This window comes from Photobacterium sp. GSS17 (genome assembly GCF_028621875.1).
Lineage (GTDB): Bacteria > Pseudomonadota > Gammaproteobacteria > Enterobacterales > Vibrionaceae > Photobacterium > Photobacterium ganghwense.
Genome location: NZ_CP117517.1, coordinates 1,923,192 through 1,947,916, shown reverse-complemented (window position 1 = coordinate 1,947,916; position 24,725 = coordinate 1,923,192). Strand labels below are relative to the sequence as shown.

General features: G+C 48.9%; 22 protein-coding genes. 10 read left to right on the top strand and 12 right to left on the bottom strand.

Going from position 1 to position 24,725, the window contains the following annotated elements; genetic code table 11:
- Nucleotides 1–115 precede the first annotated feature (115 nt).
- Nucleotides 116–652 (top strand): GNAT family N-acetyltransferase, encoded by a 537-nt coding sequence (locus PGW97_RS08810; protein WP_273857109.1) that lies wholly within the window; start codon nucleotides 116–118, stop codon nucleotides 650–652.
- The gene (locus PGW97_RS08805) at nucleotides 633–1,187 is read left to right on the top strand and encodes an NUDIX domain-containing protein (RefSeq protein ID WP_337960357.1); all 555 of its coding nucleotides are present in this window, start codon (nucleotides 633–635) and stop codon (nucleotides 1,185–1,187) included. The genes PGW97_RS08810 and PGW97_RS08805 overlap by 20 nt, the downstream gene beginning before the upstream one ends.
- 52 nt (nucleotides 1,188–1,239) lie before the next feature.
- Here PGW97_RS08805 and PGW97_RS08800 read toward each other — a convergent pair whose 3' ends face one another.
- Entirely contained in the window at nucleotides 1,240–2,832 is a 1,593-nt protein-coding gene (locus PGW97_RS08800; RefSeq protein WP_273857108.1) for a cytochrome-c peroxidase, read from the bottom strand.
- A 421-nt stretch (nucleotides 2,833–3,253) separates the two neighbouring features.
- Here PGW97_RS08800 and PGW97_RS08795 point away from each other — a divergent pair, with 421 nt between their 5' ends.
- Complete coding sequence (locus tag PGW97_RS08795) at nucleotides 3,254–4,636, top strand: FAD-binding oxidoreductase (RefSeq protein ID WP_273857107.1); 1,383 nt, start codon at nucleotides 3,254–3,256, stop codon at nucleotides 4,634–4,636.
- 225 nt (nucleotides 4,637–4,861) lie between these two features.
- Here PGW97_RS08795 and dgcA read toward each other — a convergent pair whose 3' ends face one another.
- From dgcA to PGW97_RS08745, 10 genes are all read right to left on the bottom strand, one after another.
- A complete protein-coding gene (gene dgcA, locus PGW97_RS08790; protein WP_273857106.1) occupies nucleotides 4,862–5,833 on the bottom strand; it encodes an N-acetyl-D-Glu racemase DgcA in 972 nt (323 codons plus the stop codon).
- Nucleotides 5,830–6,942: an N-acetyltransferase DgcN gene (dgcN, locus tag PGW97_RS08785; protein ID WP_273857105.1), complete on the bottom strand. Its 1,113-nt coding sequence runs from the start codon at nucleotides 6,940–6,942 to the stop codon at nucleotides 5,830–5,832. The genes dgcA and dgcN overlap by 4 nt, the downstream gene beginning before the upstream one ends.
- Nucleotides 6,943–7,134: 192 nt before the next feature.
- A complete protein-coding gene (locus PGW97_RS08780; protein ID WP_273857104.1) occupies nucleotides 7,135–8,061 on the bottom strand; it encodes a LysR family transcriptional regulator in 927 nt (308 codons plus the stop codon).
- A 418-nt stretch (nucleotides 8,062–8,479) separates the two neighbouring features.
- On the bottom strand, nucleotides 8,480–9,040 hold the full coding sequence (locus tag PGW97_RS08775) for a hypothetical protein (RefSeq protein WP_053061828.1): 561 nt from the start codon (nucleotides 9,038–9,040) through the stop codon (nucleotides 8,480–8,482).
- 290 nt (nucleotides 9,041–9,330) lie between these two features.
- Nucleotides 9,331–10,050 carry a DUF3581 domain-containing protein gene (locus PGW97_RS08770; protein ID WP_047885387.1) on the bottom strand — a complete coding sequence of 240 codons (720 nt, stop codon included), beginning with the start codon at nucleotides 10,048–10,050 and terminating at the stop codon, nucleotides 9,331–9,333.
- A gap of 877 nt (nucleotides 10,051–10,927) precedes the next feature.
- Nucleotides 10,928–12,712: a bifunctional molybdopterin-guanine dinucleotide biosynthesis adaptor protein MobB/molybdopterin molybdotransferase MoeA gene (locus PGW97_RS08765; protein ID WP_273857103.1), complete on the bottom strand. Its 1,785-nt coding sequence runs from the start codon at nucleotides 12,710–12,712 to the stop codon at nucleotides 10,928–10,930.
- Nucleotides 12,709–13,296, bottom strand: a complete 588-nt coding sequence (mobA, locus tag PGW97_RS08760) for a molybdenum cofactor guanylyltransferase MobA (RefSeq protein WP_047885389.1) — start codon at nucleotides 13,294–13,296, stop codon at nucleotides 12,709–12,711. Before mobA ends, PGW97_RS08765 begins: the two co-directional genes overlap by 4 nt.
- A complete protein-coding gene (locus PGW97_RS08755; RefSeq protein WP_273857102.1) occupies nucleotides 13,283–13,987 on the bottom strand; it encodes an ATP-binding cassette domain-containing protein in 705 nt (234 codons plus the stop codon). Before PGW97_RS08755 ends, mobA begins: the two co-directional genes overlap by 14 nt.
- 12 nt (nucleotides 13,988–13,999) lie before the next feature.
- Entirely contained in the window at nucleotides 14,000–14,701 is a 702-nt protein-coding gene (locus tag PGW97_RS08750; RefSeq protein WP_047885391.1) for an ABC transporter permease, read from the bottom strand.
- A gap of 21 nt (nucleotides 14,702–14,722) precedes the next feature.
- Nucleotides 14,723–15,505 carry a substrate-binding domain-containing protein gene (locus tag PGW97_RS08745; protein ID WP_373689487.1) on the bottom strand — a complete coding sequence of 261 codons (783 nt, stop codon included), beginning with the start codon at nucleotides 15,503–15,505 and terminating at the stop codon, nucleotides 14,723–14,725.
- 326 nt (nucleotides 15,506–15,831) lie between these two features.
- On the opposite strand from PGW97_RS08745, the gene PGW97_RS08740 reads away from it, so the two are divergent.
- The 3 genes from PGW97_RS08740 to PGW97_RS08730 all read left to right on the top strand — a co-directional run bounded on the left by PGW97_RS08740 (nucleotide 15,832) and on the right by PGW97_RS08730 (nucleotide 20,393).
- Complete coding sequence (locus PGW97_RS08740; protein ID WP_207103636.1) at nucleotides 15,832–17,346, top strand: sigma-54-dependent transcriptional regulator; 1,515 nt, start codon at nucleotides 15,832–15,834, stop codon at nucleotides 17,344–17,346.
- Nucleotides 17,347–17,350: 4 nt separating this feature from the next.
- The gene (locus PGW97_RS08735) at nucleotides 17,351–19,396 is read left to right on the top strand and encodes a sensor histidine kinase (RefSeq protein WP_254462854.1); all 2,046 of its coding nucleotides are present in this window, start codon (nucleotides 17,351–17,353) and stop codon (nucleotides 19,394–19,396) included.
- Between the two features lie 556 nt (nucleotides 19,397–19,952).
- Nucleotides 19,953–20,393, top strand: coding sequence for a hypothetical protein (locus tag PGW97_RS08730; RefSeq protein WP_273857100.1), 441 nt, complete (start codon nucleotides 19,953–19,955; stop codon nucleotides 20,391–20,393).
- Between the two features lie 202 nt (nucleotides 20,394–20,595).
- Here PGW97_RS08730 and PGW97_RS08725 read toward each other — a convergent pair whose 3' ends face one another.
- Nucleotides 20,596–21,645 (bottom strand): transglycosylase SLT domain-containing protein, encoded by a 1,050-nt coding sequence (locus PGW97_RS08725; RefSeq protein ID WP_053061830.1) that lies wholly within the window; start codon nucleotides 21,643–21,645, stop codon nucleotides 20,596–20,598.
- A gap of 524 nt (nucleotides 21,646–22,169) precedes the next feature.
- Between PGW97_RS08725 and PGW97_RS08720 the strand changes: the two genes are divergently transcribed.
- The 4 genes from PGW97_RS08720 to PGW97_RS08705 all read left to right on the top strand — a co-directional run bounded on the left by PGW97_RS08720 (nucleotide 22,170) and on the right by PGW97_RS08705 (nucleotide 24,688).
- Nucleotides 22,170–22,694, top strand: coding sequence for a lecithin retinol acyltransferase family protein (locus PGW97_RS08720; RefSeq protein WP_273857098.1), 525 nt, complete (start codon nucleotides 22,170–22,172; stop codon nucleotides 22,692–22,694).
- 210 nt (nucleotides 22,695–22,904) lie between these two features.
- On the top strand, nucleotides 22,905–23,186 hold the full coding sequence (locus PGW97_RS08715) for a polyhydroxyalkanoic acid system family protein (RefSeq protein WP_047885396.1): 282 nt from the start codon (nucleotides 22,905–22,907) through the stop codon (nucleotides 23,184–23,186).
- A gap of 353 nt (nucleotides 23,187–23,539) precedes the next feature.
- Nucleotides 23,540–24,226, top strand: coding sequence for a phasin-related domain-containing protein (locus PGW97_RS08710; RefSeq protein WP_273857097.1), 687 nt, complete (start codon nucleotides 23,540–23,542; stop codon nucleotides 24,224–24,226).
- 102 nt (nucleotides 24,227–24,328) lie between these two features.
- A complete protein-coding gene (locus tag PGW97_RS08705) occupies nucleotides 24,329–24,688 on the top strand; it encodes a phasin family protein (protein WP_047885397.1) in 360 nt (119 codons plus the stop codon).
- Nucleotides 24,689–24,725: the final 37 nt, after the last annotated feature.

Below are 24,725 nucleotides of genomic sequence, written 5' to 3'. Positions count from 1 at the left end.
TTCAGAAATCTGTTACCTGAAGATGTATTCAGGGCAAATAGCATCTTGTGTCACATCGGGTTTGTGCTATTAGTGAAAGTCTGTGATGAACGAAGAGAACCTGAGGGAGATGGGTATGCGACCGGAAAGTGAACCACAACCCGTGATTGAGACTGAGCGATTAGTGTTAAGGCCGTTTCTGCTGACTGATTGTAATCGGATTGCAGAGCTGGCAGGCCATCGGTTAATCGCGGAGATGACGGCGAATATTCCTCATCCGTATTTTCCCTCAATGGCGGAGCAATGGGTCAGTTCCCACGATGCTTTATACCGTGCCAATGCGGGGGTAGTGTATGCCATCACGCTAAAAGGGGAAGATTCGATCATTGGTGCCGTGAGTTTTCCGACACTTAAGGATAACTGCGGTTTATTGGGCTACTGGTTGGGCGTGCCATATTGGGGGCATGGTTATACCACGGAAGCCGCAAAAGGCCTTGTGGCTTATAGTCAATTGCACTTTGGGTTGGAAAAATTGCAAGTCATGCACTTGGTTACGAATGACAGATCGAAATCGGTAATCAGAAAACTGGGTATCCCGTATATTGAAAATCGATTTATTAGAGCAAATGGGTATGAGCGGGAGGTCTGTTATTATGAGGGCCAGCTTAAGTAAGACTGACAGAAATCGTATCGCCAGGCGAGAAGTCAAAGTATGCCCAGTGGTGATCAGATCAGGACGTCGAGGGACCGGCTGTTTTTATCCAGAGAATTCAGGCCAGCAGGATTTCGCTCAAAAGAACTCGGCTCTTTCAGTGAATGCGCGTTCAGGTATTGAGCTTTTACTGTTCCGCCATCCTATTGCCGGGGTGCAGCTGGTCAAAGGGACACTTGAGCTCTGGGATGAGTCAATTGAAGCGGCGACAGTCAGAGAACTCGACGAAGAGTCAGGAATACCAGTAAAAACGATTTCTTCGACCTCAATACTAGGTCAATGGGAAAGCGGTTTTCAAAACCAGCAGTGGCATTTTGTACTTTGTGATGGCGAAGAGAAAGCCTTGCCTGACACATGGTCTCATTACACCCAGGATGATGGCGGACATTGGTTTGAATTTTTCTGGTACGAGCTAGAGAGTGAGCCTCAGTGGAAAGCTCACCCTGTTTTTATTGAAGCCATTTCCCAGATTCGGCAGTTACTGCTCACGTCATAAAAAAGTGAACGCCGGTTACTTACCGGCGTTCGTTTCTAATGAGTTTGCCGCATTAATGCTCCATACGGCTTTCGTCATAAGGTGCAGACTTGTATGGTTTTGGCGACTGTACAATTGAGGTGTCGCTAAGGGTTTTCAGATAGGCCACGATTGCCGCTTCTTCATCGGAAGTCAGTCCGAGATTACCAATCGCTACGCCAATAACACTGGTATCCGGAAACTCAGAGGCAGGCCAGCAGTTGTTGGCTAACGCTTCTGCTTGTGTCTGAACGCCTTCCGGACAACGTGTAATACCAAATCCTTTCGCTGTCGCTCCGTTTACATCCGCACTGTTGTAGAAGTGCACCAATGTTTCCAGGTTTTTGAACCAGCCATTATGCGTATAGGCTTTAGTGAAACCATTGCCTGGCCGCAAGTCGACGTTGCGGAGAGTCGGTGTTTTATGAAGACCTTTATCCCTTTCATCTTCTGTGACGCCATAAAGACCCTCATCAGGCTCGGGTGAGCCGGGTAGTTCATAATTCCGGGGCACCCCAATATTATGGAAAGCGTCGTCGGTATATCGTTGGTGAAGTAGTGTGCCGTCAGTATCGACATCCTGGTTGCTGCGGTGGCAAATTGCGGCACAACCGGCTTTACCATAAAACAATTCGTGGCCTTCATTTTCCAGTTCAGTTAATCCATTTAACGGGAAAGTTCGGCTTTCAGTGGCTAATAACGCTTTGTCACGTTTGGAGTCATAGGGATTGTTTTCAGAAGAAAGCTGCCATGCGCTCAATGCGATCGCGAAGCGGGCAAAAACCGTATCCAGTTTGTTTTTGTCGCTACAATCTAGTGGTTCATCCCAGGCATATTCATACAATTCATTCCCCCAGGCCGATTTAGCCACTTGTTCACAGACCAGCTTGATATCTTCCAGTCGTGTCTCTGGTTTACCTTCCCCAATACCTTGCTCTACATGGTTAATGAAAGGACTGGCAAAGGCCTGATCAGCAACAGGGCCGAGATACTTTTCATACATTCTCTTAAATTCGGACACTTTGGCATTTTCAGAGAAGCTGAAAGCATTGGCTTTTGAATCTTCAATTTCGTGACCGGAAGCACGACCATTCCAGAATGCGCCACCACAAGTAAAGAATAGAGTGATTGGCCCCCTGGGAGTATTTAAGACTGAATTACAGCCGTTGATCTGAAAGTTTTTTAAACCAACGACATCACCGTTTTCATCCATGTGTTGGACATATTTGTTTGTGGGTGGTTTTAGACCACCTGCATTTTTGACACCGGGAGGCGTGTCATTGTTATCACCGTTAGGGTCTGCACCAGTGACGGCAACCTGTTTGAGGTTAACACCTGAGTGCTGGTTTGTACCGCCAGCGGGTGGATAGTGACACGATGAACAGGACTGGCGCTTAGGTTCGGAAATATTTTCAAAAAATAGCCGCTTACCTAATTCTTCAAGATACGTCATTTCAGACGAACTTTTGTTAGTGGCTGCAGGGGTACTTTTGCTCGGCTTGGCCTCTGCATGAGGTATCAGCATTAAGGGCAAGAGTGCGAGAGAAAGGGCTGAGAGTTTAAGCAGTGGCCGGGAAGGTAAAATTGCACTGCTCTTGTCAAATAGAGTTCCAATGTGACTTTTCATTATTTCTACCTCTGAATGGATTATTCAGTGCACCTGCGGTTCGATCTTTGCCGATTCTCAACAGGTACAAGCCAACATCTGTAGCAGTACAACTATATAGTCAGGGTGGAAACACGGATTCTCAAAAATAATAAGAGTCATAATTGATAAACAATTGACTCAAAAATATACAAAAAACGATGATATAAAAGTGCTGCATCACCACGATAAGAACACAGTATTATTTATAACTAACAGAGGGTTACTTTACAGGCCGGGGGATGTAGTCAGAATGCTGTATACTTATTTGGTTATTTCTAGAACAATGAAATCGCTTCAAGTTTCCTTTTTCTGATGTTTTAAAATTTTCTCCATCTTTTCAATGGATTGCCTAATGATAAGTGCAGGCTTATTTTTTACCGCCTGCTATCGGGGTAATGTTATGTTAGATGCGAAAGTTGTAGAAGAATTTAGACAGGCACTACGGGGTGAACTAGTCACACGTGACGATCCGGCTTATGAAGAAACACGTAAGCTATACAATGGCATGATAGATAAAAAGCCATTCTTGATTGCCCGGTGTGTGGATGTTGCCGACGTCATAAACGCGGTGAACTTCGGACGTGACAATCAACTGCTGACGGCTGTTCGAGGTGGTGGCCATAATGGCCCCGGGCTTGGCAGCTGCGATGACGGCTTGGTCATTGATTTGTCGTGTATGAAAGGGGTACATGTTAATCCGGAACACAGAACGGTTACGGTATCACCCGGCTGTATGCAGGGCGACGTCGACCATGCGGCACATGCATTTGGTCTGGCGGTTCCGGCGGGCATTGTCTCATCCACCGGGGTGGCAGGTTTAACGCTGGGGGGCGGACACGGCTATTTGTCTCGGCAATACGGACTGACTATTGATAGTTTGTTGGAAGTCGATGTGGTGTTAGCTGACGGGCGATTTGTGACCGCCAATGCTGAGCAGAACGACGATCTCTTCTGGGCTATACGGGGAGGCGGCGGTAATTTCGGTGTTGTGACCCGGTTTATGTATCAGGCGCATCCGGTCGATCAGGTATACGGCGGCCCGATTTTCTGGGATGCCTCTGATGCCAAAACATTGATGAAATGGTATCGCGATTTTCTGCCTCGAACTCCCCGCGAACTTTGCACGGTATTAGGTATGAAAACCGTCCCTTCAACGGCACCTTTCCCGGAACCTATCTGGGGGCGTAAAATTTGTGCCTTAATCCTTTGTTACAACGGTAATGAAGCGGACGCGACCGCGGCATTGCAAGAAGTCGAGGAAGCGCTGCCAGAACCTATTTTCCGCCATACCGGTATGATGCCGTTCACGTTCTTGCAAAGCCTGTTCGACCCGTTGTTACCACCAGGATTGCAAATGTACTGGAAAGGTGACTTCTTTGATGAACTGACAGATGAAGCCATTGAAGTACATCTTGAACATGCTGCCAAAGCCCCCAGCGAACTGTCACTGATGCACTTATATCCTATCGATGGCGCGGTGCATGAGGTGGGCAGCGATAACATGGCGTGGAGTTTCCGGAATGCGACATGGTCAATGGTGATTGCCGGGATATCACCGGATCCGACTCAGGCAGAAGATCTGAAGAACTGGGGACGGGCGTATTGGAAAGCCCTGCACCCTTATTCGTTAGGTGGGGCATACATTAATTTTATGATGGAAGAAGGCGATGAGAGGATTCGCGCAACTTACGGTCAAAATCATCAGCGGTTGGTGGAAGTGAAGCGTAAGTATGATCCAAATAACTTTTTCCGGGTTAATCAGAACATTAATCCTGATGGTTAAGGTCAGCCGAAAACTCGCTGTTGGTCAGGATGTTGGTCAGGATGTTGGTCTATATGTTGCTCAATAAATTGACCGATTTGTCGAAACACTATCGCGCATAAACTGAACCGCCTCCGGCTTGTGCCCGAGGCGGTTTTTGATGTTTGGGGCTGAAAGTATCTTTTGGTTTTAAAGATGCTCAAGTCAGCCAAAAATGCAGTCTGCCAGGATTTAGTCAGCCAGAACTCAGTCAGTGTTCATTGGACCCGTTAAGATCATCCCATTCTGGTAGCGTAACCCCCTCGGGCGATCGTAGCCCAGTAATACGGGGCCGTCTAAATCCACAATAGATGCGCGACTGGCCAGTGGCAGTGCCATCTCCATGGCTAAAGATGTCCCCACCATGCAACCCACCATAATATCGAAACCTGCCGCTCTGGCGGTTTGTTCCAGTTTCAGTGCTTCGGTCAGGCCTCCGGTTTTATCCAGTTTGATGTTGACCATTTCAAAACATCCGGTAAGCGCCGCGATGTCCTGCGAGGTATGGCAGCTCTCGTCAGCACAGAGCGGAATCGGATGAGGAATGCCTTTTAATAGTGAGGCCTGTTCGGCCGGAACCGGCTGTTCGATCATCTTGATGTTCAGTGGCGCCAATGCATCAAATAACGGGGATAATGGCAGATCGCCCCACGCTTCATTGGCATCGAGAATCAGCGGAATGTCTGGTACCGCTTTACGGATGGCACTTACACGCTCGATAACCGCTTCAGCATCAAGCTTAATTTTGAGTAATGTTGCCCCGTTCTCGGCCAGCTCTGCCGCCTGACTGGCCATCACATCAGCTGTGTCGATAGAGACCGTCATCGCCGTGGCTATCGCAGGCGCAATTTCAAACGCGGGAGAGGGAAAGTGGCTCTGCCATTCCAGCCGCCATAACGCACAGTCCAGAGCATTGCGGGCAGCCCCTGCGGGCAGCAATGACTGAAGTTGTTGCCTGTTCAACGTCAGATTGTGGCCTCTGGCTGAGATCTGCTCAATCTGCCTGATGACACTCTCCACACTTTCACCGTAGCGCGGGTAGGGTGTGCATTCAGCACTGGCACAGCGGTTACCCTCATAAAGAGTGACGGTGACGACATCTTGATGAGTACGGGTACCACGTGAAATGGTAAATGGGCGGGCAAACGGAAAACGTTCATGTTGAACGGTAATTTTCATGCGTCACCTGTTTTATTTGGGTTCTCATTTTGGGTGCGGTGTGTGTTGATTTGGGCGCTCATGGCTGGCTTCAATTGTTTGACGATGTCGCTTACGCCAAAACGTACCGGATCCGTGACTGGCAGTTGGTATTTCTGACGCCAGTTCTGACATAACGTAACGGCTTCGTCATGGGATAAGGCAGAGGTATTCAGGCAAATGCCGACAAAATGGGCGTCAGGGTTTGTCAGTTTGGCTGCCGCCAGATTCGCTGCCAGACAGTCAGCAATATCCGGGATCGCCTTGTGAGGTAAATGACGAATATGCTGTCGCCCGACCTCGTGGCACAGTACCAGTGCGTCCGGCTGTGCGCCGTGCAATAAGCCCAGACTCACGCCAGCAAACGACGGATTAAATAGTGAGCCTTGTCCTTCAATGATGTCCCAGTCGTGATTGGTAAATGCGGGGCTGATAGCTTCGGCAGCGCCGGAGATAAAGTCGGCAACAACGGCATCGACGGCAATGCCCTTACCGGCGATTAAAATGCCGGTCTGGCCAGTGGCACAGAACTGGGCGGAGAGGCCTTGCTTTCTCATTTCCTGCTCAAGTGCCAATGAAGTGTACATTTTACCCACTGAGCAGTCGGTGCCGACGGTTAACAGGCGCAGACCTGATCGAGGGGCACCCGTACCCACCTGCAGCGGCTCATCATGGTGTCGTACATCAAAGAGCTGGCAGTGATGCTGCGCGGCGGTATCCCTGAGGGTATCGTTATCGCTCAGGCGTTGATGCATACCGGAAGCAAGATGAAAACCCAGCTCCAGCGCCTGCTTCAGCGTAGATAGCCAGTGCTCGGGAATAACGCCACCGGCATTAGCGGTGCCAATGACCAATGTTTTCGCTCCCTGCTTTCGGGCCAGTTCGAGGCTGGTATCTGGCAAGCCGAGTGACACCGTGTCGCTATTGAGGCGCAGTTGACCTAAACAGGCATCTGGCCGCCACTGGGCAATACCGGCGGCAGTTTTGGCTGAAAGAGGATCAGTCACATCCCCGAGAAAAAGCAGGTAAGGCTGAGGAATGTGAGCCTGCGAGATGTGAGCAATCGTCGATGAAGATGTCAGTCCGTGCATTGTGAATCCTTGTATAGGCAGTCGATAGGGGCTGCTTGATAACGTCGTCACAATACAGTAGTTACAACACACTGATTTATCGAATACTTATCTGTGAGTTAGTCATAACCTGAAGTTATGGCTTTGCCACCATGGTAGTGAATGTCAGGCAAACGCTTCACCCCGAATGCCCACATTTTTGCCAGATGAATGTCACTGAGTTGATTGTGTCTGCTGGCTCAGAAAGAGCTGAAATTGCCGGGCGGTGTCGGAAATTGGGGTATGTTCAGCTACCAGGCACGTCAGTGAGACGGGAATGGCCGGAGAGAGCGTTCTGGTGATGAGTTTTTCGGTAAAATACGACGCAGTCCAGGGATCGACAATGGCTGTCCCCATTCCTTCACAAACCAGCTTTGCGGCAGCCATGTAAGATCGGACGGTGACTTGATGATGATAGTCTGGTGCGATGTGTTTGATTGCCTGACTGATTTGAATGCCGAGCGGGTCACGGCTGTCCAGACCGATAATTCGCTCGCCATGCAACACCAGCTCGTCAAGGGATACAGAAGATTCGCCTTCCATTAAGGCGCTGCTGACTGACACTGAACCGTTGGACACTGACATTGCCGCTGTTGCTGGCAACAAAGCAACCATTTCGGATTCTAATATCACAGTGCCACAGGTCCCTGGCGGAATATCTCGGCCAAAGCTGACAACGACATCAATCTCATTTTGGAGTAGAGCTTGACAAAGGGCACCCCGGTTATCCGTCGAAAGGTCAACTGAAACCGCTGGGTTCTGGCACAGTTTTTTAATCACAGGGGGAAGGAGAGTGGACGCCAGCACAGGCGGTGCGCCAATGCGTAAATGCTGATGGCCTTTTTGTAATTTGCTGGTTAACGACTGCAAGCTGCCTAATTGTAGATAGACCTTTTCCGCTTCAGGCAATAAGCGCAGCGCGGAATCTGTCGCAATCAATCTGCCTTTGTGACGATGAAACAACGGAAAACCGAGCTGCTGCTCAGTATGCGCAAGAACACGGGTCACATTGGGCTGCGAGACATGAAGTTGTTTTGCGGCACCGGAAATACTGCCCGCTTTCATGATGGCGTAAAACACTTCAATTTGACGTAAGTTCACTTTAACTCCTTATAAAGTCAGCCTGAAAACTATACCGTCAAACTGAATAGGAGGAAATCTTCACTTGTTGAAGGTTGTAGCCAGCGCCTCAGCTCTAGATACTGAGATGTTTAGATTCTCAGATGTTTAAAGACATCAAGACATCAAGACATCAAGACATCAAGACATCAAGACATAAGACATAAAGACATAGCGAAACAGATACATAGAGACAACTTATTGGGATATGTACTTAGCGTGAGCCACAAAACCTGTTAGGCAGTCAGGCATGGCAACAGGCGATGATGATGCTGTTGATGTGGTTAATAAAGCGGAGAACAAAGTGGTGAGTGACAAACCGAGATAAGAAAGAAAACAGACGAGAAAGAAATCCGGCTCAGGCGATGCGAAATGGCAGGCCGTGAGCCGGAGACCAAGTTTATTTGTCGGCAACCGGGATCATAATGTGAGCGTAAGGGGTATCTTTCCACATGACATAAGGGCCACCTTTGCTGGGGTCATCGGTCAGACCGGTGAGCATTTCTTTAGGCACTATGATCATCATGTGTGGCCCGGTTTCCACATAGTCTGCTGCTTCTTTGGGAGAGGCATGATAAGGATCAGAATTACTGACACCACCGCCAGCATCCCCTTGCAGCATGTACGAAATCCCGATTCGGGTAGGTTTATAATCGGCCTTGCTGGTCAGCGCCCCCATCATTTCCAGCCAGACAGCATCGGCACATATTGGAGCATTGTCGCCGGGCATGGTTTCTGGCATACAAGTCCAGCCATTGGTGCCTTTCACTACTTCTTTGCCGTCAACAATGATAGTGGCATCGTTGCTGACAGACGGTGGAGCGGCAGATTTCGCCCGGCCAATTTTATCGGTCATCATATCGTTTGACATGGTACTTTCTTCAGCCATGGCAAGGCTGGTCATACAACAGGCTGATATTACGGCTAAAGCACATAATTTTGCCTTGGTTTGAGTAGCCATGATGATTTCTCCAGATTTATTGCTATTCGTATCATGGATCGATCTGTCATTACTGAATGACAACATAAAGTATAGGGAATAAAGAGAAAGTCGTAGGCCGGAAGAAAGGAGAGGAGAGCTTGTTGCCTGTTTTCAAGGTGTGCAGAGATTTGTCAGGCAGAAAATGAAAAACCGGCAGGCAAGGCTACCGGTTTTCTTCAAAAGCTATTTTTTGAGAGGCTTTTTTGCAAGGCGATTTCTATGAAAAGGGTATTCACAAAATCTATTGCTGTAAAAGCCACTTCGTGAGATTAAGCCGCAATTTTTGCGCTAAAGTCCACTTTGCGTTGGTTGAAGCGGTTAACCAGATCATCAATGTCATCCTGACAGTAAGGCTTCAGGCCGCTCATCAGCATGTGTTTACGACCAGTACCCACCACTTCACCGTTTTCCTTGAAGCAGAATTTCAGGGTCACGCTGCCACGTTTACCATCCACTTCAATATCAGAACCGGTTAGTTCAACCGTTGGCGCAGTCAGATCAAGACGTTCAAAATCCAGTTCCATGCTTTCGTAAATGACCAGCGGACGTACCGGATTAATCATAATGTCTTTCGACTGCATCAGCGGAACCATGATGTGCGGGAAGTTCATTCCTGAAAATTGCACATAGCTTTGGGTAACGTGCTCGATAAGTTCGGCGTCGGTCGTGATGTCTCCGTCACGGGTTACGCGCAGGTATTCTTTACCCGCGTTGTCGACAACCGCAAAATTGTTAAACGAACTGTGCGCTGCTTTTAGTTCAATGCCATCATTAATCATACCCGCGAATTCAAAGCGCATTTTACGGCTGATACCGGCTTTAGCGAGTACCACGGAAAAAAGCAAATCGCCCGGTACACAGAAACGCTTATTGTCTTCATCGTGAATGGGATTGAAATCGCCGGCGATTTTCTTAGCAAAGTGGCTCGCCTGCTCACGGGTAAATGTGTAAACACCATTCTGTTCTGAATAATAGGACTCTAAAAACATACGTAACGTTCTGAAAATTAAAGGAGTTAATCAAACTGTCAGGTATTTTACATGATAAGTTCATGATCAATGGTCTAGCCAGTGGAAAGGCATAAAATCATTGACATTGACCTGCTTGTAGATTATTGCACCATATCACAGATATGGTAATTGCGCATTAAGGGATATTTTGCGAATTGATAGAAATCATGGATTTCATGAATCGCTGTGAAAAACGAATAATTAATGGGTGCAACACCAGACATAATTATGTAGTATCACCGCCAGACAACAAATACAGACAAATTCTGACAAATAATGCACAAAACTAACTAACAGATTTGTTGTTGTCTTAACAGACAGGTTCTTTATTACCATAAAGTAAGACAGAACAATGGCTAGGGTTGCTTTACATTTACTGAGCTAACAAGTGGTTAGGGTTTTTATAACCGTAACTGCAAATAACCATCTTCTAGACGTGTAGAAGCTCGGGAAAATAAAGCAGCACGGAAGCTGCATATAAAAATATGCCCTCAGTAAACGTTGTTAAACAGCGTTTGCTGAGGGCTTCATTATTTATAGCGTCTGATTATGCTTCGTCTGAGCCAATCATACGCCAGGCGGCGTTTTTACAGGCTGCAATTATAGCGGTAAAAGCTTAGAACCTTGGTTGAGTGTTGAACCTGGGTCGAGCGTTTGCCTACTAACAATGCTTATCTATTAAAACGCCTGCGATGCGAGAGTTAAAACCCAAGGCGGCGGAGGTCAGATAAACTGTCGTCCAGTTCTCTTCTGCGTTACACAAGGCGCTTACCGCCAGACTCTCTTGGATTTGAGCCTCGCAGTAAGAACCTCGTAGACAAAAACCTCGAAGACAAAAGCCTCGAAGATATGCCCCTTACAATCGGTCCGTTAACGGAATAACCCGAACACTTTCGCCCACTTCAATTCCCGGTTGTTCCGGCAGAATCTCTATCAGACAATTCGCTTCACTCATAGACCGCAAAATGCCGGAACCCTGTTTGCCGGTGCTGCGAACCACCAGACGCCCATTTGTATCAATAGAGTAAAAACCGCGGCTGTATTCAGTGCGTCCCGGACGGGAGCGTAATGGCTGCTCAGCAATCGCGTTAAAAACCGTTGGCTGCCAGTCGGTCATTCCCTGCATTTTTCGCAGTGCAGGCTCAACAAACTGAAGGAAAGTCACCATCACCGCCACAGGGTTCCCCGGCAGGCCAAAGAAAGGAATGCCCTGAATTTGCCCGAAGGCCAGCGGACGCCCCGGACGCATATTGATTCGCCAGAAATTAATGGCACCAAGTTGGCTGAGCACGGTTTTGATGTAATCGGCATCACCCACGGACACACCGCCAGAAGACAGAATCATATCTGCCTGCTCTGCGGCCTGAAGCAAAGTTGATGTCAGCGTTTCTTCACTGTCTTCGATGATCCCCATGTCAACCACCTCGCAGCCGGCTTTTTTCAGCATGGCTGTCAGGGTGTAGCGATTTGAGTCATAGATGCAGTTTGACTTCTGGGCTTCGCCCGGTGCCTGGACTTCATCACCAGTTGAGAAAATGGCGACTTTTAGGGGAGGGCGAATGGAAACCGTGTCCAGGCCAAGGGAGGCTATCATCCCCAGTTCAGGGGCGGTGATTTTTGTGCCTGCGGCAACGGCAACCTGGCCCAGCGCCAGATCTTCGCCTGCCTGACGCACATTCTGACCTTGGCGAATCGCTCCCATTGTGCGATCAAACGTGACAATGTCACCTGTTTGGCTGGCTTGCTCTCGCATGATGACCGTATCGGCATGCTGCGGAACCGGTGCGCCAGTCATAATCCGCACGGCTTGTCCCGGTTCTAATGGCTGATCAAAACAGTGACCAGCCATGACCTGACCGATAACCTGATAGTGGTCACGATCAAGATCGTCCCCACGGATGGCATAGCCGTCCATCGCTGAGTTGGTATGCTGAGGAACGTTGACAGGAGACAGGATATCTTGTGCGACAATTTGTCCCAATGCTTGCTCAAGCGCTACGGACACCTGCTCTTGCGGGGCTGAAAGTTGGCTCAGAATCTGTTCGAGTCCCTGAGCGACAGACAGCATGCCTGAGGCATCAACATCGCTGCAACTCAGCGATTGTACTGATTCTGGCTGGCGTTGGCTGTTTTGGGCAAATTCAGCGACAAAGTCGGTGATTTGGTCGAGATCATTGATATCCAGTGTTGGCAAATGGGTTTCCACCGGAACATTGGCCGCCACCGCTATGATGTTACTGTCTTCCGGGTGCAGCCAAGGCTTGCCGACTTCCTGACGGTGAAGTTCAATTTTCGGGAAGTGCAGTTGCTTGAAGCCTTCCACCAGAATCAGATCAAGCTGGGTTTGATCCAGCTGGGCAATCAGCTGGGGCAAAGTGGCTTCCTCATCGGGCGTTTCAGTAACCATTGCGCGGCGATAACGGGAAGAAATCAGCATTTGTGCAGCGCCGGCCTTACGTAAGCGGTAGCTGTCTTTGCCTTCTTTATCGATGTCAAAATTATGGTGAGCATGTTTGATTACAGCGACACGGATACCACGCGCGACCAGCTTTGGCAGCATGGCTTCAAGGAGTGTGGTTTTACCGGTTCCGCTCCAGGCGGCAAAGCCCAGTAGGGGAAGATTCGCAGTTATCTGTGTCATAGCGCTTGTCCGAATTGTTCGAGTTCTTCTGGGGTATTGAGGTTGATAAAGGCATCAGGCTGATCGCTGAAATCAACGGTGACCATGTTGCATTGGCGGTACAGCAGGATAATTTTTCGGTCGCCGGCGGCAAGAAACTGCTCCAGCTTGGGCAGAATACGGCGATTGAGCAGGGTCACGACCGGCTGAATATGCTCGCCGTCGTGGGCTACTGCAATATCGGTATCAGCATTACAGGCGCGGCTCATTCTGGCCACCAGATCGACCGGTAACTGCGGGCAGTCACACGGTACGAATCCGATCCACTCACTGTCCGGATACTGGTGCAGGGCAGCGTGCATCCCGCCAAGAGGCCCCGGATAATCCTGAATGTTGTCCCCGAATACGAAACCAAAATGGCTGTAACGTTCCTTGTTACGGTTGGCATTGATAGAGATAGCGGATGTTTGCGGTTTAAGGCGGTCGATCACATGCTCGATTAAGGTACGGCTCGCAAGTGGAATCAGGCCTTTGTCATTGCCGCCCATCCGGCTCGCTTGTCCACCCGCCAGGATCACCCAGCGAGTGTTGTCAGGCGTAGGCATAGTTGTTTTTTTCCCCGTCTACCAGTTGTAATTCTGTGCGTTCGATAAGTTTGGCGTCTGCAATGGTCCACTGACGGCGGCACAAAGCAGTTAACGCATTTTGTTGGTGGCTGGTGATTACCAGACTTGTCCCACGGGATAACAGATCTTTGCAGAGTAACACCATGCGATCAATGGATTCTTGATCCAGACTGGCACTTGATTCATCCATCAGTAAAACTCCCGGATTCAGTATCCAGGCGCGCGCCATGGCGACCCGCTGGCGTTCACCGCCGGACAATACCGAAATGTGTTCGTTGGCCAGGGTTTCTAAACCGACCATGCGCAGGGCATTGATGGCGGTTGATCGGCGTTCGCGGCGATTGCGCAGACTGAATTTCAGTCCGTAACTGACATTGTCCAGTACACTGCCGTCAAACATATAAGGCGTCTGATGCATGTAAATCACGCCGCTGTGGCTTTGGGCGTAAAACAGACGGTGAAGCCAGCCTTGCTGACTGAGGTTAATAGTCCCGGTTGTGGGTTTCTGCAGGCCGCTTAATACCTTCAGCAGCGTGGTTTTCCCCACACCATTGTCGCCGGTGAGGTAGACGGCATCTTGCGGTCCCAGCGACAATTGCGGGATATGAAAAAGTAGCCGGTCTTTAAATCTGACTGAGAGATCATTGGCCTGAATCGAAAGCTGAGTCATCAATTTCCCTGGCTAGTTAGTTCGCAAATGGGCTTTGCCACGCGCGACAGATAAGAAGAAGTTTAGCCCCAGAGCCAGTATCAATAGCACCATTCCTAAGGCGACGCCTTGCGCAAACGCACCTTTGGAGCTTTCCAGCGCAATAGCCGTCGGAATGTTCCGGGTCGCGTTCATGATGTTACCGCCGACCATCATAGAGCAGCCTACTTCGGTAATAATGCGGCTGAAAGCGGCGATCACGGCTGCCAGCAGGGGAAAACGGCTTTCCCACATCAGGCTCATAAACGCGCGGGGAAGGCTGGCTCCTAATGTCAAGGCGGTTTCCCAGGCGCGGCGGTCACTGTTCTGAAACGCGGCGTGCATCATCGAAACCAGGATAGGCAGGCAAATGAGCATCTGCCCCAGGATCATCGCTTGCTGGGTAAACAGCATTTTCCAGTCGCCAAGTGGCCCGGCGCGCGACAGCAGCATATAAAGTAACAGCCCAATCACCACGGTTGGGATTGACTGGAAGGTGTTGAACAAAGACAGGATCAGCCAGCGGCCGGGAAAGCGGCCATAGGCGAGGGCAAACCCCAACAGCAATGCTGGCAACAGCACAAGGCTGATTGCCAGCAGCGATACGGAAAAGGACACACCAACAATCCCCCAGAGCGCACTGTCACCGCTCATGAGTAATTGAATTGCCTGTTGTGTCGTTAGCCAAATATCCATGAATTTACTACAAATCCCGCATTACTGGGTCAGCGCATCGGCAACAAACAGTTGCTCGCCGTGGCGCTTGTAGCTGTTGATCAGGTTCTGGGCTTTGGTGTTTACCAGCCAGTCACTGAACGCCTTGGCACCCTGATAGTTGATGTCTGGGTATCGGCTTGGGTTAACCAGAATCACCTGATATGGGTTGAACAGACGCTCATCGCCTTGCAGAACAATCTTTAGATCCAGTTTGTTCTGGTACGCCAGCCAAGTACCGCGGTCGGTCATGGTGTAAGCCTGCAGCTCAGAAGCCATGTTCAGTGTTGGCCCCATGCCCTGACCAACAGCTTTGTAGTTGGTAAATGATGGCGCAATGGCGGCCTGAGACCACAGGAATAGTTCTTTTTTATGGGTGCCGGAATCATCCCCGCGGGAGACAAAGCCCAGGTTATCGTCAGCGATTTTTTTCAGTGCGATGCTGACATCTTTCAGTTCACCGATATGCGCCGGATCCGCTTTCGGGCCGACAATCACAAAATCATTGTGCATCAGTTTACGCGGCAGGACGCCGAAGCCTTTTTCAACGAACTCTGCTTCCGCTTTAGGCGCGTGCGTCATCACCAGATCCACATCACCGTTTTCCCCCATGCGCAGTGACTTACCGGTTCCCGCCGCCAGCACTTCGACACTGTAACCGGTGTCTTTTTTAAATTCAGGCAACAAGTAGTCCAGCAGACCGGAGTGGTAGGTGCTGGTGGTAGTGGCAAGGCGAATGGTCATGTCTTCTGCAGCGTGCAGCGTGGTCGCTGTGATCAGGGCCATGATGGCCAGAGCAGATTTGAATAATTTCATAGGTCTTCCTGACTGCGGTTAAAAAATAAACATAATAAGAATTCAAGGTCATACCAAAAGTAAGAATGACCCAGTGCAGTTAACGCAAAGCAGTTACGCCGTAGATAAAGCAAATATAGTGCCAGCTTGGTTTTGCGTCATATCATATAGATAGATGAATCATTAAAGTTATGATTTAAAACAAATAAATCAGATGAAATCCGAAGGAGTGACGGAACATCAGCTATGCTCTTTGACAGCTCTGTCGATACTGGGACAAAATGTCCCATACAAAACCCTAGTATAAGTAAGTACATATGTCCGAAAACACAGCGTCTTTGTCATGGTCTGCAGTTTCTGTTCTGGTGGTTGACGACGAACCGGGAATGCGGGCAATTCTTAAAAAAGCCCTGAGCAAGCAGTTTGCCCAGGTGGATGTGGCCGGCAGCATTGAAGAGGCGGAAGCGCTGCGTAAACGCTGCCATTTTGATTTGCTGATTGTGGACATAAACCTGCCGGGACGCTCCGGCATTGAATGGCATGAGGCCTTTGACCCCTCCAGTCGTCGCAGCGATGTGATTTTCATGACCGGGTATGCTGATCTCGATACCGCGATTAAGGCGTTGCGTGCCGGTGCGTCTGATTTCATTCTCAAACCTTTCAATCTGGATCAGATGATGCAGTCGGTTGAACGCTGTATAGAACGTCGGCTGGTTGAGCGTCAGAATTTTGCGTTAAAGCGCGATGTAGAGCGTCGCTTCCCAGTGGACATTATTGGTGATGCCGCCAGTACCCTGCATATGAAACAGCTAATCACCCGCATTGCACCGTCTCCGGCTGCCGTTTTGGTTGAAGGGGAATCCGGCACCGGTAAAGAGCTGGTGGCTCGTGCGCTGCATCAGCTCAGTAAGCGCAGCGGGCCTTTTGTGCCGCTGAACTGCGGCGCCATTGCGCCGGATTTGCTGGAAAGCGAGTTGTTTGGTCATGTCTCTGGGGCTTTTACCGGTGCCAAGAAAGGGCGTGAAGGGCTGTTTCGGGTCGCGAACAACGGCACCTTATTTTTGGATGAAATCGGGGAAATGCCCCTTGCCATGCAATCGTCCCTGCTTCGGGCGCTGGAGCAGAAAGCCATACGTCCAGTGGGAGCCGAGCGGGAAGTTCAGGTTGATGTACGCATTGTGGCGGCGACTAACCGGAATCTGAAAGAAGAAGTGGAAGCCGGGCGCTTTCGTCGAGATCTGTACTACCGCCTGAATGTGCTGACGATTGATCTGCCGCCGCTGCGCGACCGGCTGGATGATATTCCGGCACTGGCGCACCATTTCACACAGCAACTGGCAAGGGACATGGGGCTGGAGCCGGTTAGCTGGACTCACGAAGACATTCACGCCATGCAGTGTTACGACTGGCCGGGGAATATTCGTGAGCTAAGAAACCTGATGGAACGCTGTCTGCTGTTAGGCAAACCCCCGGCAGAACACTGGCACGAACTGGGTATGGACGGCAGTCTCCGTCAGCCATCCGTCGATCTGTCTACCGTCTCTCTGGCTTCATCAGAGCCTGAATCATTGGATGCTTTGCTGGATGATGAACCTGAACACGCTGAAAAAATCCTCTCCTCTGATGAAGGACGCAGCTTTGACGCTGGCAGCGGTTGCTATCCCTCTGACTGGTCACTGAAAGATGTGGAAAAAGCGCATATTCTTCAGGTTGTGGATGCCATGCAGGGCAACAAATCGGCGGCCGCCCGCCAATTAGGCGTGGCGAGAAAAACGCTGGAGCGCAAATTTAAAGAGTGGGCAGAAGAATCAGAGACCGATTACAGGGATTAAAGGGATGTCAGTGAGACAGTTTTTTTCAATGTGGATTCGCCGGTTTCGTACCATGGTCCGTTATCGGCTGTTATTACTGACTTCTGTTCCAATCATTATGACGCTGCTGGTTTTAATCGCTCTCACCATGTACTGGACTGTGCGATACACCTGGCAGAGCGCCCTGATGAACGTGCGGGCAGATTTGGCCGTGGCCCATCACAGTATGGTGTTGCTTCAGCAAGAGCAGCGCATGCGGCTTATTGCATTAACCCGATCATACGACTTTCAGTATTTTCTGCGGGAGCACCCGGAGCAACTGACTTACTGGGCGCGGGAGCAGTTTCAGAAGAATGAACTGGATTTTGTCAAAGTGCATCCGGCATCGGCCATCGGTGAGTTTTCCAAATCCAGCCGTCAGCAACTGCTTGCCGGAAAAGAGCAGACTTTTTTTGAAGTTCTGGATGCCGATGCGCTGAGTGCACTGCATCCGGATTTGCCGGCGAAGGCGCAAATCCCGCTGCTGCAGGAAAATACGGTGATGACCAAAGGGCTGGTCAGCCGCAGTCTGATCCCGGTTTTTGATGCCCGTCAGCAACTAAAATGGATCGTTGATGGCGGCATCCTGCTCAATAACAGCACCCAGTTGGTGGATCAGATGCGGGATCTGGTTTATGCCGCAAATACACTCCCTGAAGGCAGTATCGGTACGGTTACCTTGTTCTTAGGCGATATTCGGGTCAGTACCAATGTGCCGCTTGATAGTCTGGAACGGAATGGCAGAGCGGTCGGTACCCGGGTTTCGCAGGATGTACACGACGCTGTCTTGAAAAAAGGAGAAACCTGGGTAGATCGCGCTTTCGTCTATGACGACTGGTATATCTCGGCTTATGAGCCTTTGCGTGATCATCAGGGGCATGCTATCGGCATGCTCTATACCGGCTATCTGGAATGGCCGATGATGAGGATTTACCTGACCAATATTGTCGAATTGGGCATTGGTATTCTCATTATCCTGCTGATTTCCGGTGTGATTGTATACCGTGGTGCCCGAGATCTGTTTCGTCCGATTGAAAGGATGCATAAGGTGGTCATTGCTAACAAGCTGGGGCTGGATAAACGGATCGGCTCGCTGAACCTGACACCGCAACATGAACTGCAAATTCTGGGACAGCAATTCGATACGATGCTGGATCAGCTACGTCAGCGCAATGAGGCGATCAGACGCGCTTCTCTGGAGCTGGAGGACAAAGTCCGGGAACGAACTCAAAGTCTGCAGGAAAAAACGAAGGAGCTGGAGCAGCACATTCACTTACTGAATCAGGCCCGCAGTCGGTTAGTCAGCAGTGAGAAGCTGGCTGCACTTGGCGAGTTGACGGCAGGCATCGCGCATGAAATTAATAATCCGACCGCTGTGATTCTGGGGAACGTGGAACTGCTGCAATACGAGCTGGGCGATGATGTAAATCGGGTGGAAGAAGAGCTGACGGCCATTCATGAGCAGATCGATCGCATCCGAAACATTACCCGCAGTTTGCTGCAATACAGCCGTCAGGGCGGGGTACAGGATGAAGTCACCTGGCAACACCTGAATCCGATTGTTGAAGAAAGTCTGACGCTGGTTCGCTCCGGCACCAAGAAAATGGCCGTCCGGATTGATTCCCAGCTGGATGCGCATTGCTGTGTGGAAGTCAATCGGCATCAGCTGTTGCAGGTGTTAGTCAATCTGCAAATGAACGGGGTGCATGCCATGGATGATGAAGGACAATTGCTGGTGAAAACCGAAGACTGGGTAAATGAACATGGCGAGACGTTGGGGGCTGTTGTGCACATTACCGATCATGGCTGCGGTATCAGTCCGGATGTGTTGCCTCGTATCTTTGACCCATTCTTCACGACTCGCCGCAGTGGTACCGGGCTGGGACTTTCTGTTAGTCAGGGCATTATCAGCGGCATAGGCGGAGAGATTTCTGTTGTCTCGGTACCTGGTGAGGGCTCAACTTTTTCGGTTTATCTGCCTGAAAAAGCGATTTGCAGTAACCGAACCCTGCTGGCGTTGGAAAATCTGTGAGGTTTATTCGGGGCCAAGGGATTGGATTCAGTGCTAAGAGCTTTGGACTAAGCTCTGGTCTGAACGCTGAGATAAAATGGGATAAAATGATCAGTGGATAAATAACAGTGGATAAATAACGCTGTCATTAAAGTTAGACAAACTGGTGTAATTATAAAGGCATGTCGTAACATGCCTTTTTTATTTCTTACTTTCGCCGGTTAAAGGCTGCATGAGAAAATCCCGTAACGTTTACATGATAATTAAACCCAGCAACATAAATGAAAAGGCGATTAATACAGAACGTGTAATAATGCCGACATGGGTAGGATGAATGATTTCTTGGTGCATTTTTTACCTCCTTGTGACAGTGGGATGACATTTTTAATTTTTGTGTTACATCTTAATAGTAGTTCAAAGTTTTCAACCTAATACAAAATATTTTCAGAGCAAATATCGACATGCCCCGTAAGGTTGTCAAAGTTTGTCAATCAGATAAGGGAAAACGTTGAGCGTGGTGTTCTTGAAAAATATGATTCGCCGTTTTTATGACAACGAGAACATGATGGGATGTAGAATGAAGACGTTAAAGCTGACTATGTTATTATTTGGTCTGATGCTGCAATTAATAGCGATTTATATTGCTTTTTTCGAAGAGTTTTATGGAAATATCTACTTAGCTACGTTGTTGGTAGTGCTTTCTTTAGTTGGCTTGCTTCTGTTTAAGGGGCTGGTTGCCCCCGTTTGTTTACTGGCCGGGGTTGTGATCGGGTTGTCGCTTTCACATAACCAGGCTGACAGGCAGATACTCACGCATTTGCAGGGAGATTTTTTCCTGACTGTTCATTTGATAGTCAATGGGAAGTTTCAGCCGGTGCCTGTCCCCGCAGACACTGATTCTCCTTTTCGTCCCGAAATTGTGCCTGAGCCGTTACCATTATCGCCTGACGCTATCCCTGTAGTGCAGAACATCGATCTGGCTTTCGAGGGTACGGCTTTAATGAGTAATGTGCCATAGCGTTATGGTGTCCGTTGATTGCACCTGAAATCCAGATACTTGCTACCTTTTAATGCAGTAAACAGAGGGGAATTTAATTTACATAGGAAATCTTACGTAAAGAAAAGGATACTGAGATAAAAGGCTGCCTGGATATCACGAAATTTCTTCTGTTACTGCTTTATCATTCCCGATTTTTTCTTTATTGCATTGCAGTCTTATTTCATTGTCTTGGAATTAACAGTTTCTGTCCGACAAAAATAACTGAATCCGGCAAGTTGTTTATTTCTTTTATCAGTGAAACAGAAGTGTCATTTAATGATGCCAATTCACTGAGCGTATCACCCGCCTGAATATCATAAACTTCGAATTTATTTTTCACATAATGGTAGCTTTTTTCATTTTCATATAATGTTGCTTTATGTGTCCGAGGCAGAAGAATCTTATTTTCCCGATTTTTGAACGTATACCCACCGGTATACCCCGGATTAAGCTGATAAAGCTGTTTACTGCTGATACCAGCATGGTTGGCTATTGTTTTTAATCGTACCCTGCGATCGACAACAATTTCATCCACCACCGGTTTTGCTTCTATCGCGACAATAGGCAATTCGTGCTGGTGGCGATGCTTAATCAAATCTGCCATGGCCAGCAGTTTAGGTACATATTGTCGCGTTTCGTTGGGTAATTGCAGTGACCAGAAATCAGTGGCTTTGCCCTGCTGGCGGTTTTGTTTGATCGCGTTGCGAACCCGTGCTCCGCCGGTATTGTAAGCCGCAATGGCATGAAGCCAATTGTTATCGAACTTATCGTACAGGTACTCCAATAAGTCCAGCGCAGCCTGCGTAGCCTCGATAACATCACGTCTGCCGTCGTAGCCCTGAGCCATTTCCAGACCAAATGTTTTGCCTGTGGGCGCGGTGATTTGCCACAGCCCGGCTGCACCTTTGGGCGAATAGGCAAACTGATCGAAACTGCTTTCAATAAAAGGCAGCAAAACCAGTTCAACCGGCAGCCCTCTGGCTTTTACTTGTTGATATATGTAGTAAAGAAAAGGTTCAGCCCGGTTTGTGACGGTTTCAACGTGAAGTGGATTCTCCAGGAACCAGCGCTTGTATTTAGTGACTCTGTTATTTTTCGGCACTTTGAATGAAAACTGATTGGCTATTTCTGACCACAAATCATTTTGACTTGACGTTGAGCTGTTTAGAGTGAGTGCATTTTTTTCGGTATCCAGACTTTCGGCGTCTGGTAAAGCGTCAGTTAAAGGCATGACCTGCCAGGGTTGGGTCGCAATGTAGCGTCCGTCAGTATGTTCGTGGGTGATTGAGCACTGATGGATGTCTGCCGGCCGAAAATTCGGGCGTAAGGGGCTGACCTGATAAGCCGGAGAGCGGTCTTGTCTGGTTGTTGGCGACATGTTGGCTTGCGAGTACCTGTCAGGTGAGGTCTGGCATGCCGTTATTGTCAGCGTGAGACAGATTAAAAGCAGACATTGTTTCAACATAAGCAATTTACAACGTATAAAATTTTGCTAAAACGTTCGTCATAATTTTGTCATCTGCCTTCAAGCGTAGCAGTGAAAGTTGGAGAAGAGAGGTCGAGGCTGAGAGAAAAACGGCGATTGTTGAAACTTCAACATGCATCTCAACACAGAGACACAGATCACAGTGTGCTGAAGATCAGCAGACACTAAAGTTGTAACTACAGTTAAAAGAGATCAGTCATCAACGCTGGGTTGTAAGCACAGGTTAAGACGTAGGCTTACTGAGGTGACTGTGAGTGGGGAGAGGAAGTATGCAGTTTACTCACTATCCGGCAGGTACTGTGCTGCGCGTTCGGTTCAGTACCTATTGGCATTATGGGATTGCCGATGGGCAAGGATGTGTTATTCATAATTCCAAAAAATGGCGGGAAGTACGGCGGGAACCGGAAACTGAATTTGCGGAAGGTCGCGCTATAGAAGTCAGTAAAATCATGGGGGATGACCCTGATCAGGCTGTTGCCCTTGCAACCAGTCAGATAGGCCGTCCGTATGATTTATTGCAGCACAACTGTGAGCAGTTTGTGCGTGAAGCTCATGGATTGCCGGCTGAATGCACGCAAATTCAACGTCTGCTGGCGGCGGCTGCCGGAGGCTATCTTACTCTGAAGGCAGAATCGCATTTGGAGCGATTGGCGGGAATTGGGATGTTGGTGGGCGCTGTTTCTGCATCATCTGAAATGACACCCTATCCGAAAGCGGCTGCAGGCGCGCGTCTGGCGGTTGGGTCAGGGCTGATACTCACGACGTTATACCGAACGCTGCTGAAAAAGCGCTGATCGGTGAATTGGTGCAACACTCTGCGCGTTCGTCACAAAACCGCTTACAAGTCTAAAGAGCTTTATTGATTTTACTCAGTCTCAATCGATCTGACATGAGTCCTGAGAGGTAAGTACTGATTGTTGGATCTCGTCCACAGATTTCTGGTCGGAATACCGTTATGTTAAAAAAAGGTGACTGAGTAAAAACACTAATCTGTGAGAGCCACTGTGACCATTTTAATTGAACGTCGTCATGACCGTACCCCTGAAGATATCACATCAATATCCGAGCAAATTGCAGGGGAGCTTGCCCGTGAATACGGCCTGAGGTGGACCTGGCAGGAGGATAAACTTCATATCCAGCATTCGTCGGCAAAAGGGTATCTGCATGCTGAAGAAGGGAAGATAACAATCAGTCTGCAATTGGGATTCGCTGCCAGCTTTTTTTCTGGTGCGATTGAAAGCCATATTAATGAGCGGCTGGACCGAGTGTTTAATGCCATTGGCTGATGTCAGTTTTCCTCTTTCCAGATAAATAAAAAGCCAGTGTTTTCGCTGGTTTTTTTATTTATAAGTATCATTGCTGCGTGTTATTTCTTCTGCTTCTTCTGTTTGATATCCATATATCTATCGTATCGCCCGACATGTTGTAGCAATAAGATGTTCTGCTGTCTTATTTAACCATTTGATTTTAATGTGAAATTTACACGGTGGATTGTCATTAATCAAAAAGATGATCCTGATCACTCAATCACGGGGTTTTAGGACGAACATTCTAATTGCAATTTGTACATTACACATAAGCAGTCAGGAAAGAGAAACCCACTGGCTGGCAAAGTTGCAATCGAATGGAGGGGATAAGGATGAGCATCTTTAAACAGGCTGCGGGGCAATCTAAAAAAGAGCACATTCGCGACGCGATGGTTTACAACATTTGGCTGGCCGGTTTAGGTGCTTACGCCAAAAGCCGCGAAGAAGTGAATCAGATTTCCGGTAAAGGGAAAAGTTTATTTGATGAACTGATTGAGCGTGGTCGCGCTGTGGAATCGCAAACTAAAGAGCGTGTTCATACTGCACGTAGCCAAACATCAGTTGCCATTGAAGAACGTATGCATTCTATGGTGCAGAAGTTTATCGGGATTGATAACGATCGTCTGGATCGTGTGGATGACAAAATTGATCAACTAACCGCAAGCATTGAAGCGCTTCTGGCTCGCCAGCAAGAGGCTGAAGCTGCAAAACCGGCGCCACGTAAACGCGCAGCAGCCAAAGCCAGCACCAAAGCGGATGCGCCGGCTGCGAAAAAGCCAAGTGTGGCTCGCCGTAAGAATGTCAAAGCGGCTGAGCCGGTTCAGGCAGCAAAGGCTGATGGCACTAATGTTGATGGGGCGGGCGTTAAGGTTGAAGAAGCCAACGCTAATGCACCGACAAACGCTGAAGTGAAAGCCGCTGCAGTGCAGGCGGAAAAGCCGCCGGTAAAGACTGATACCGTTTCAGCTTCCACGAGTGCATCGACTGAGACGGTAACGAAAACCGAAGTAGCCAGCTAACCGGTTCTACCCAGTAAAGTATTGTCGTCATATACCCTGTGGGCTTTTAGGTATGTGACAGGAAAAGCAAAGAGTGCGTCTTAACGCAGGGGAGATTGAATTATGAGCGATAAAACAGTTGTGAAAGCGGCAAAAAATGTCGTTGAAAGCGGTGAAAGCATTGCGCGCAACATCTGGCTTGCGGGTCTGGGTTTATACAGCCGTAGCCTGGAAGAAGCGCAACAGCTGAATGAAAAAACCAGCAATGTGTTTGATGAGCTGGTAGAACGCGGTAAAGAAGTGGAGGTGCAGGCGAAAGAATGCATTGGTCGTAACACTGAAAAAGCGTCAGAAGAAGTCGAAGCAGGTATGAATGATCTGTTTTACCGACTGAGCGGCGTCGACCGTGAAAAACTCGAACGTATGGACGAGAAAATCGATAAGTTGACAAAAGCCGTTGAGAAATTGGCAGCAGCAGAGTAACTGCCGATACGGGGCTCGATCTCAGCCAGCCAGATCA

Coding starts and splice junctions, on each gene's coding strand:
- PGW97_RS08705 (WP_047885397.1), top strand. CDS start 24,329: ATGAGCGATAAAACAGTTGTGAAAGCGGCAAAAAATGTCGTTGAAAGC.
- PGW97_RS08730 (WP_273857100.1), top strand. CDS start 19,953: ATGAAGACGTTAAAGCTGACTATGTTATTATTTGGTCTGATGCTGCAA.
- PGW97_RS08810 (WP_273857109.1), top strand. CDS start 116: ATGCGACCGGAAAGTGAACCACAACCCGTGATTGAGACTGAGCGATTA.
- PGW97_RS08765 (WP_273857103.1), bottom strand. CDS start 12,712: ATGACACAGATAACTGCGAATCTTCCCCTACTGGGCTTTGCCGCCTGG.
- PGW97_RS08770 (WP_047885387.1), bottom strand. CDS start 10,050: ATGTTTTTAGAGTCCTATTATTCAGAACAGAATGGTGTTTACACATTT.
- PGW97_RS08775 (WP_053061828.1), bottom strand. CDS start 9,040: ATGGCTACTCAAACCAAGGCAAAATTATGTGCTTTAGCCGTAATATCA.
- PGW97_RS08745 (WP_373689487.1), bottom strand. CDS start 15,505: ATGGCCCTGATCACAGCGACCACGCTGCACGCTGCAGAAGACATGACC.
- PGW97_RS08710 (WP_273857097.1), top strand. CDS start 23,540: ATGAGCATCTTTAAACAGGCTGCGGGGCAATCTAAAAAAGAGCACATT.
- PGW97_RS08795 (WP_273857107.1), top strand. CDS start 3,254: ATGTTAGATGCGAAAGTTGTAGAAGAATTTAGACAGGCACTACGGGGT.
- PGW97_RS08805 (WP_337960357.1), top strand. CDS start 633: ATGAGGGCCAGCTTAAGTAAGACTGACAGAAATCGTATCGCCAGGCGA.
- dgcA (WP_273857106.1), bottom strand. CDS start 5,833: ATGAAAATTACCGTTCAACATGAACGTTTTCCGTTTGCCCGCCCATTT.
- mobA (WP_047885389.1), bottom strand. CDS start 13,296: ATGCCTACGCCTGACAACACTCGCTGGGTGATCCTGGCGGGTGGACAA.
- dgcN (WP_273857105.1), bottom strand. CDS start 6,942: ATGCACGGACTGACATCTTCATCGACGATTGCTCACATCTCGCAGGCT.
- PGW97_RS08725 (WP_053061830.1), bottom strand. CDS start 21,645: ATGCCTTTAACTGACGCTTTACCAGACGCCGAAAGTCTGGATACCGAA.
- PGW97_RS08740 (WP_207103636.1), top strand. CDS start 15,832: ATGTCCGAAAACACAGCGTCTTTGTCATGGTCTGCAGTTTCTGTTCTG.
- PGW97_RS08750 (WP_047885391.1), bottom strand. CDS start 14,701: ATGGATATTTGGCTAACGACACAACAGGCAATTCAATTACTCATGAGC.
- PGW97_RS08800 (WP_273857108.1), bottom strand. CDS start 2,832: ATGAAAAGTCACATTGGAACTCTATTTGACAAGAGCAGTGCAATTTTA.
- PGW97_RS08755 (WP_273857102.1), bottom strand. CDS start 13,987: ATGACTCAGCTTTCGATTCAGGCCAATGATCTCTCAGTCAGATTTAAA.
- PGW97_RS08720 (WP_273857098.1), top strand. CDS start 22,170: ATGCAGTTTACTCACTATCCGGCAGGTACTGTGCTGCGCGTTCGGTTC.
- PGW97_RS08735 (WP_254462854.1), top strand. CDS start 17,351: ATGTCAGTGAGACAGTTTTTTTCAATGTGGATTCGCCGGTTTCGTACC.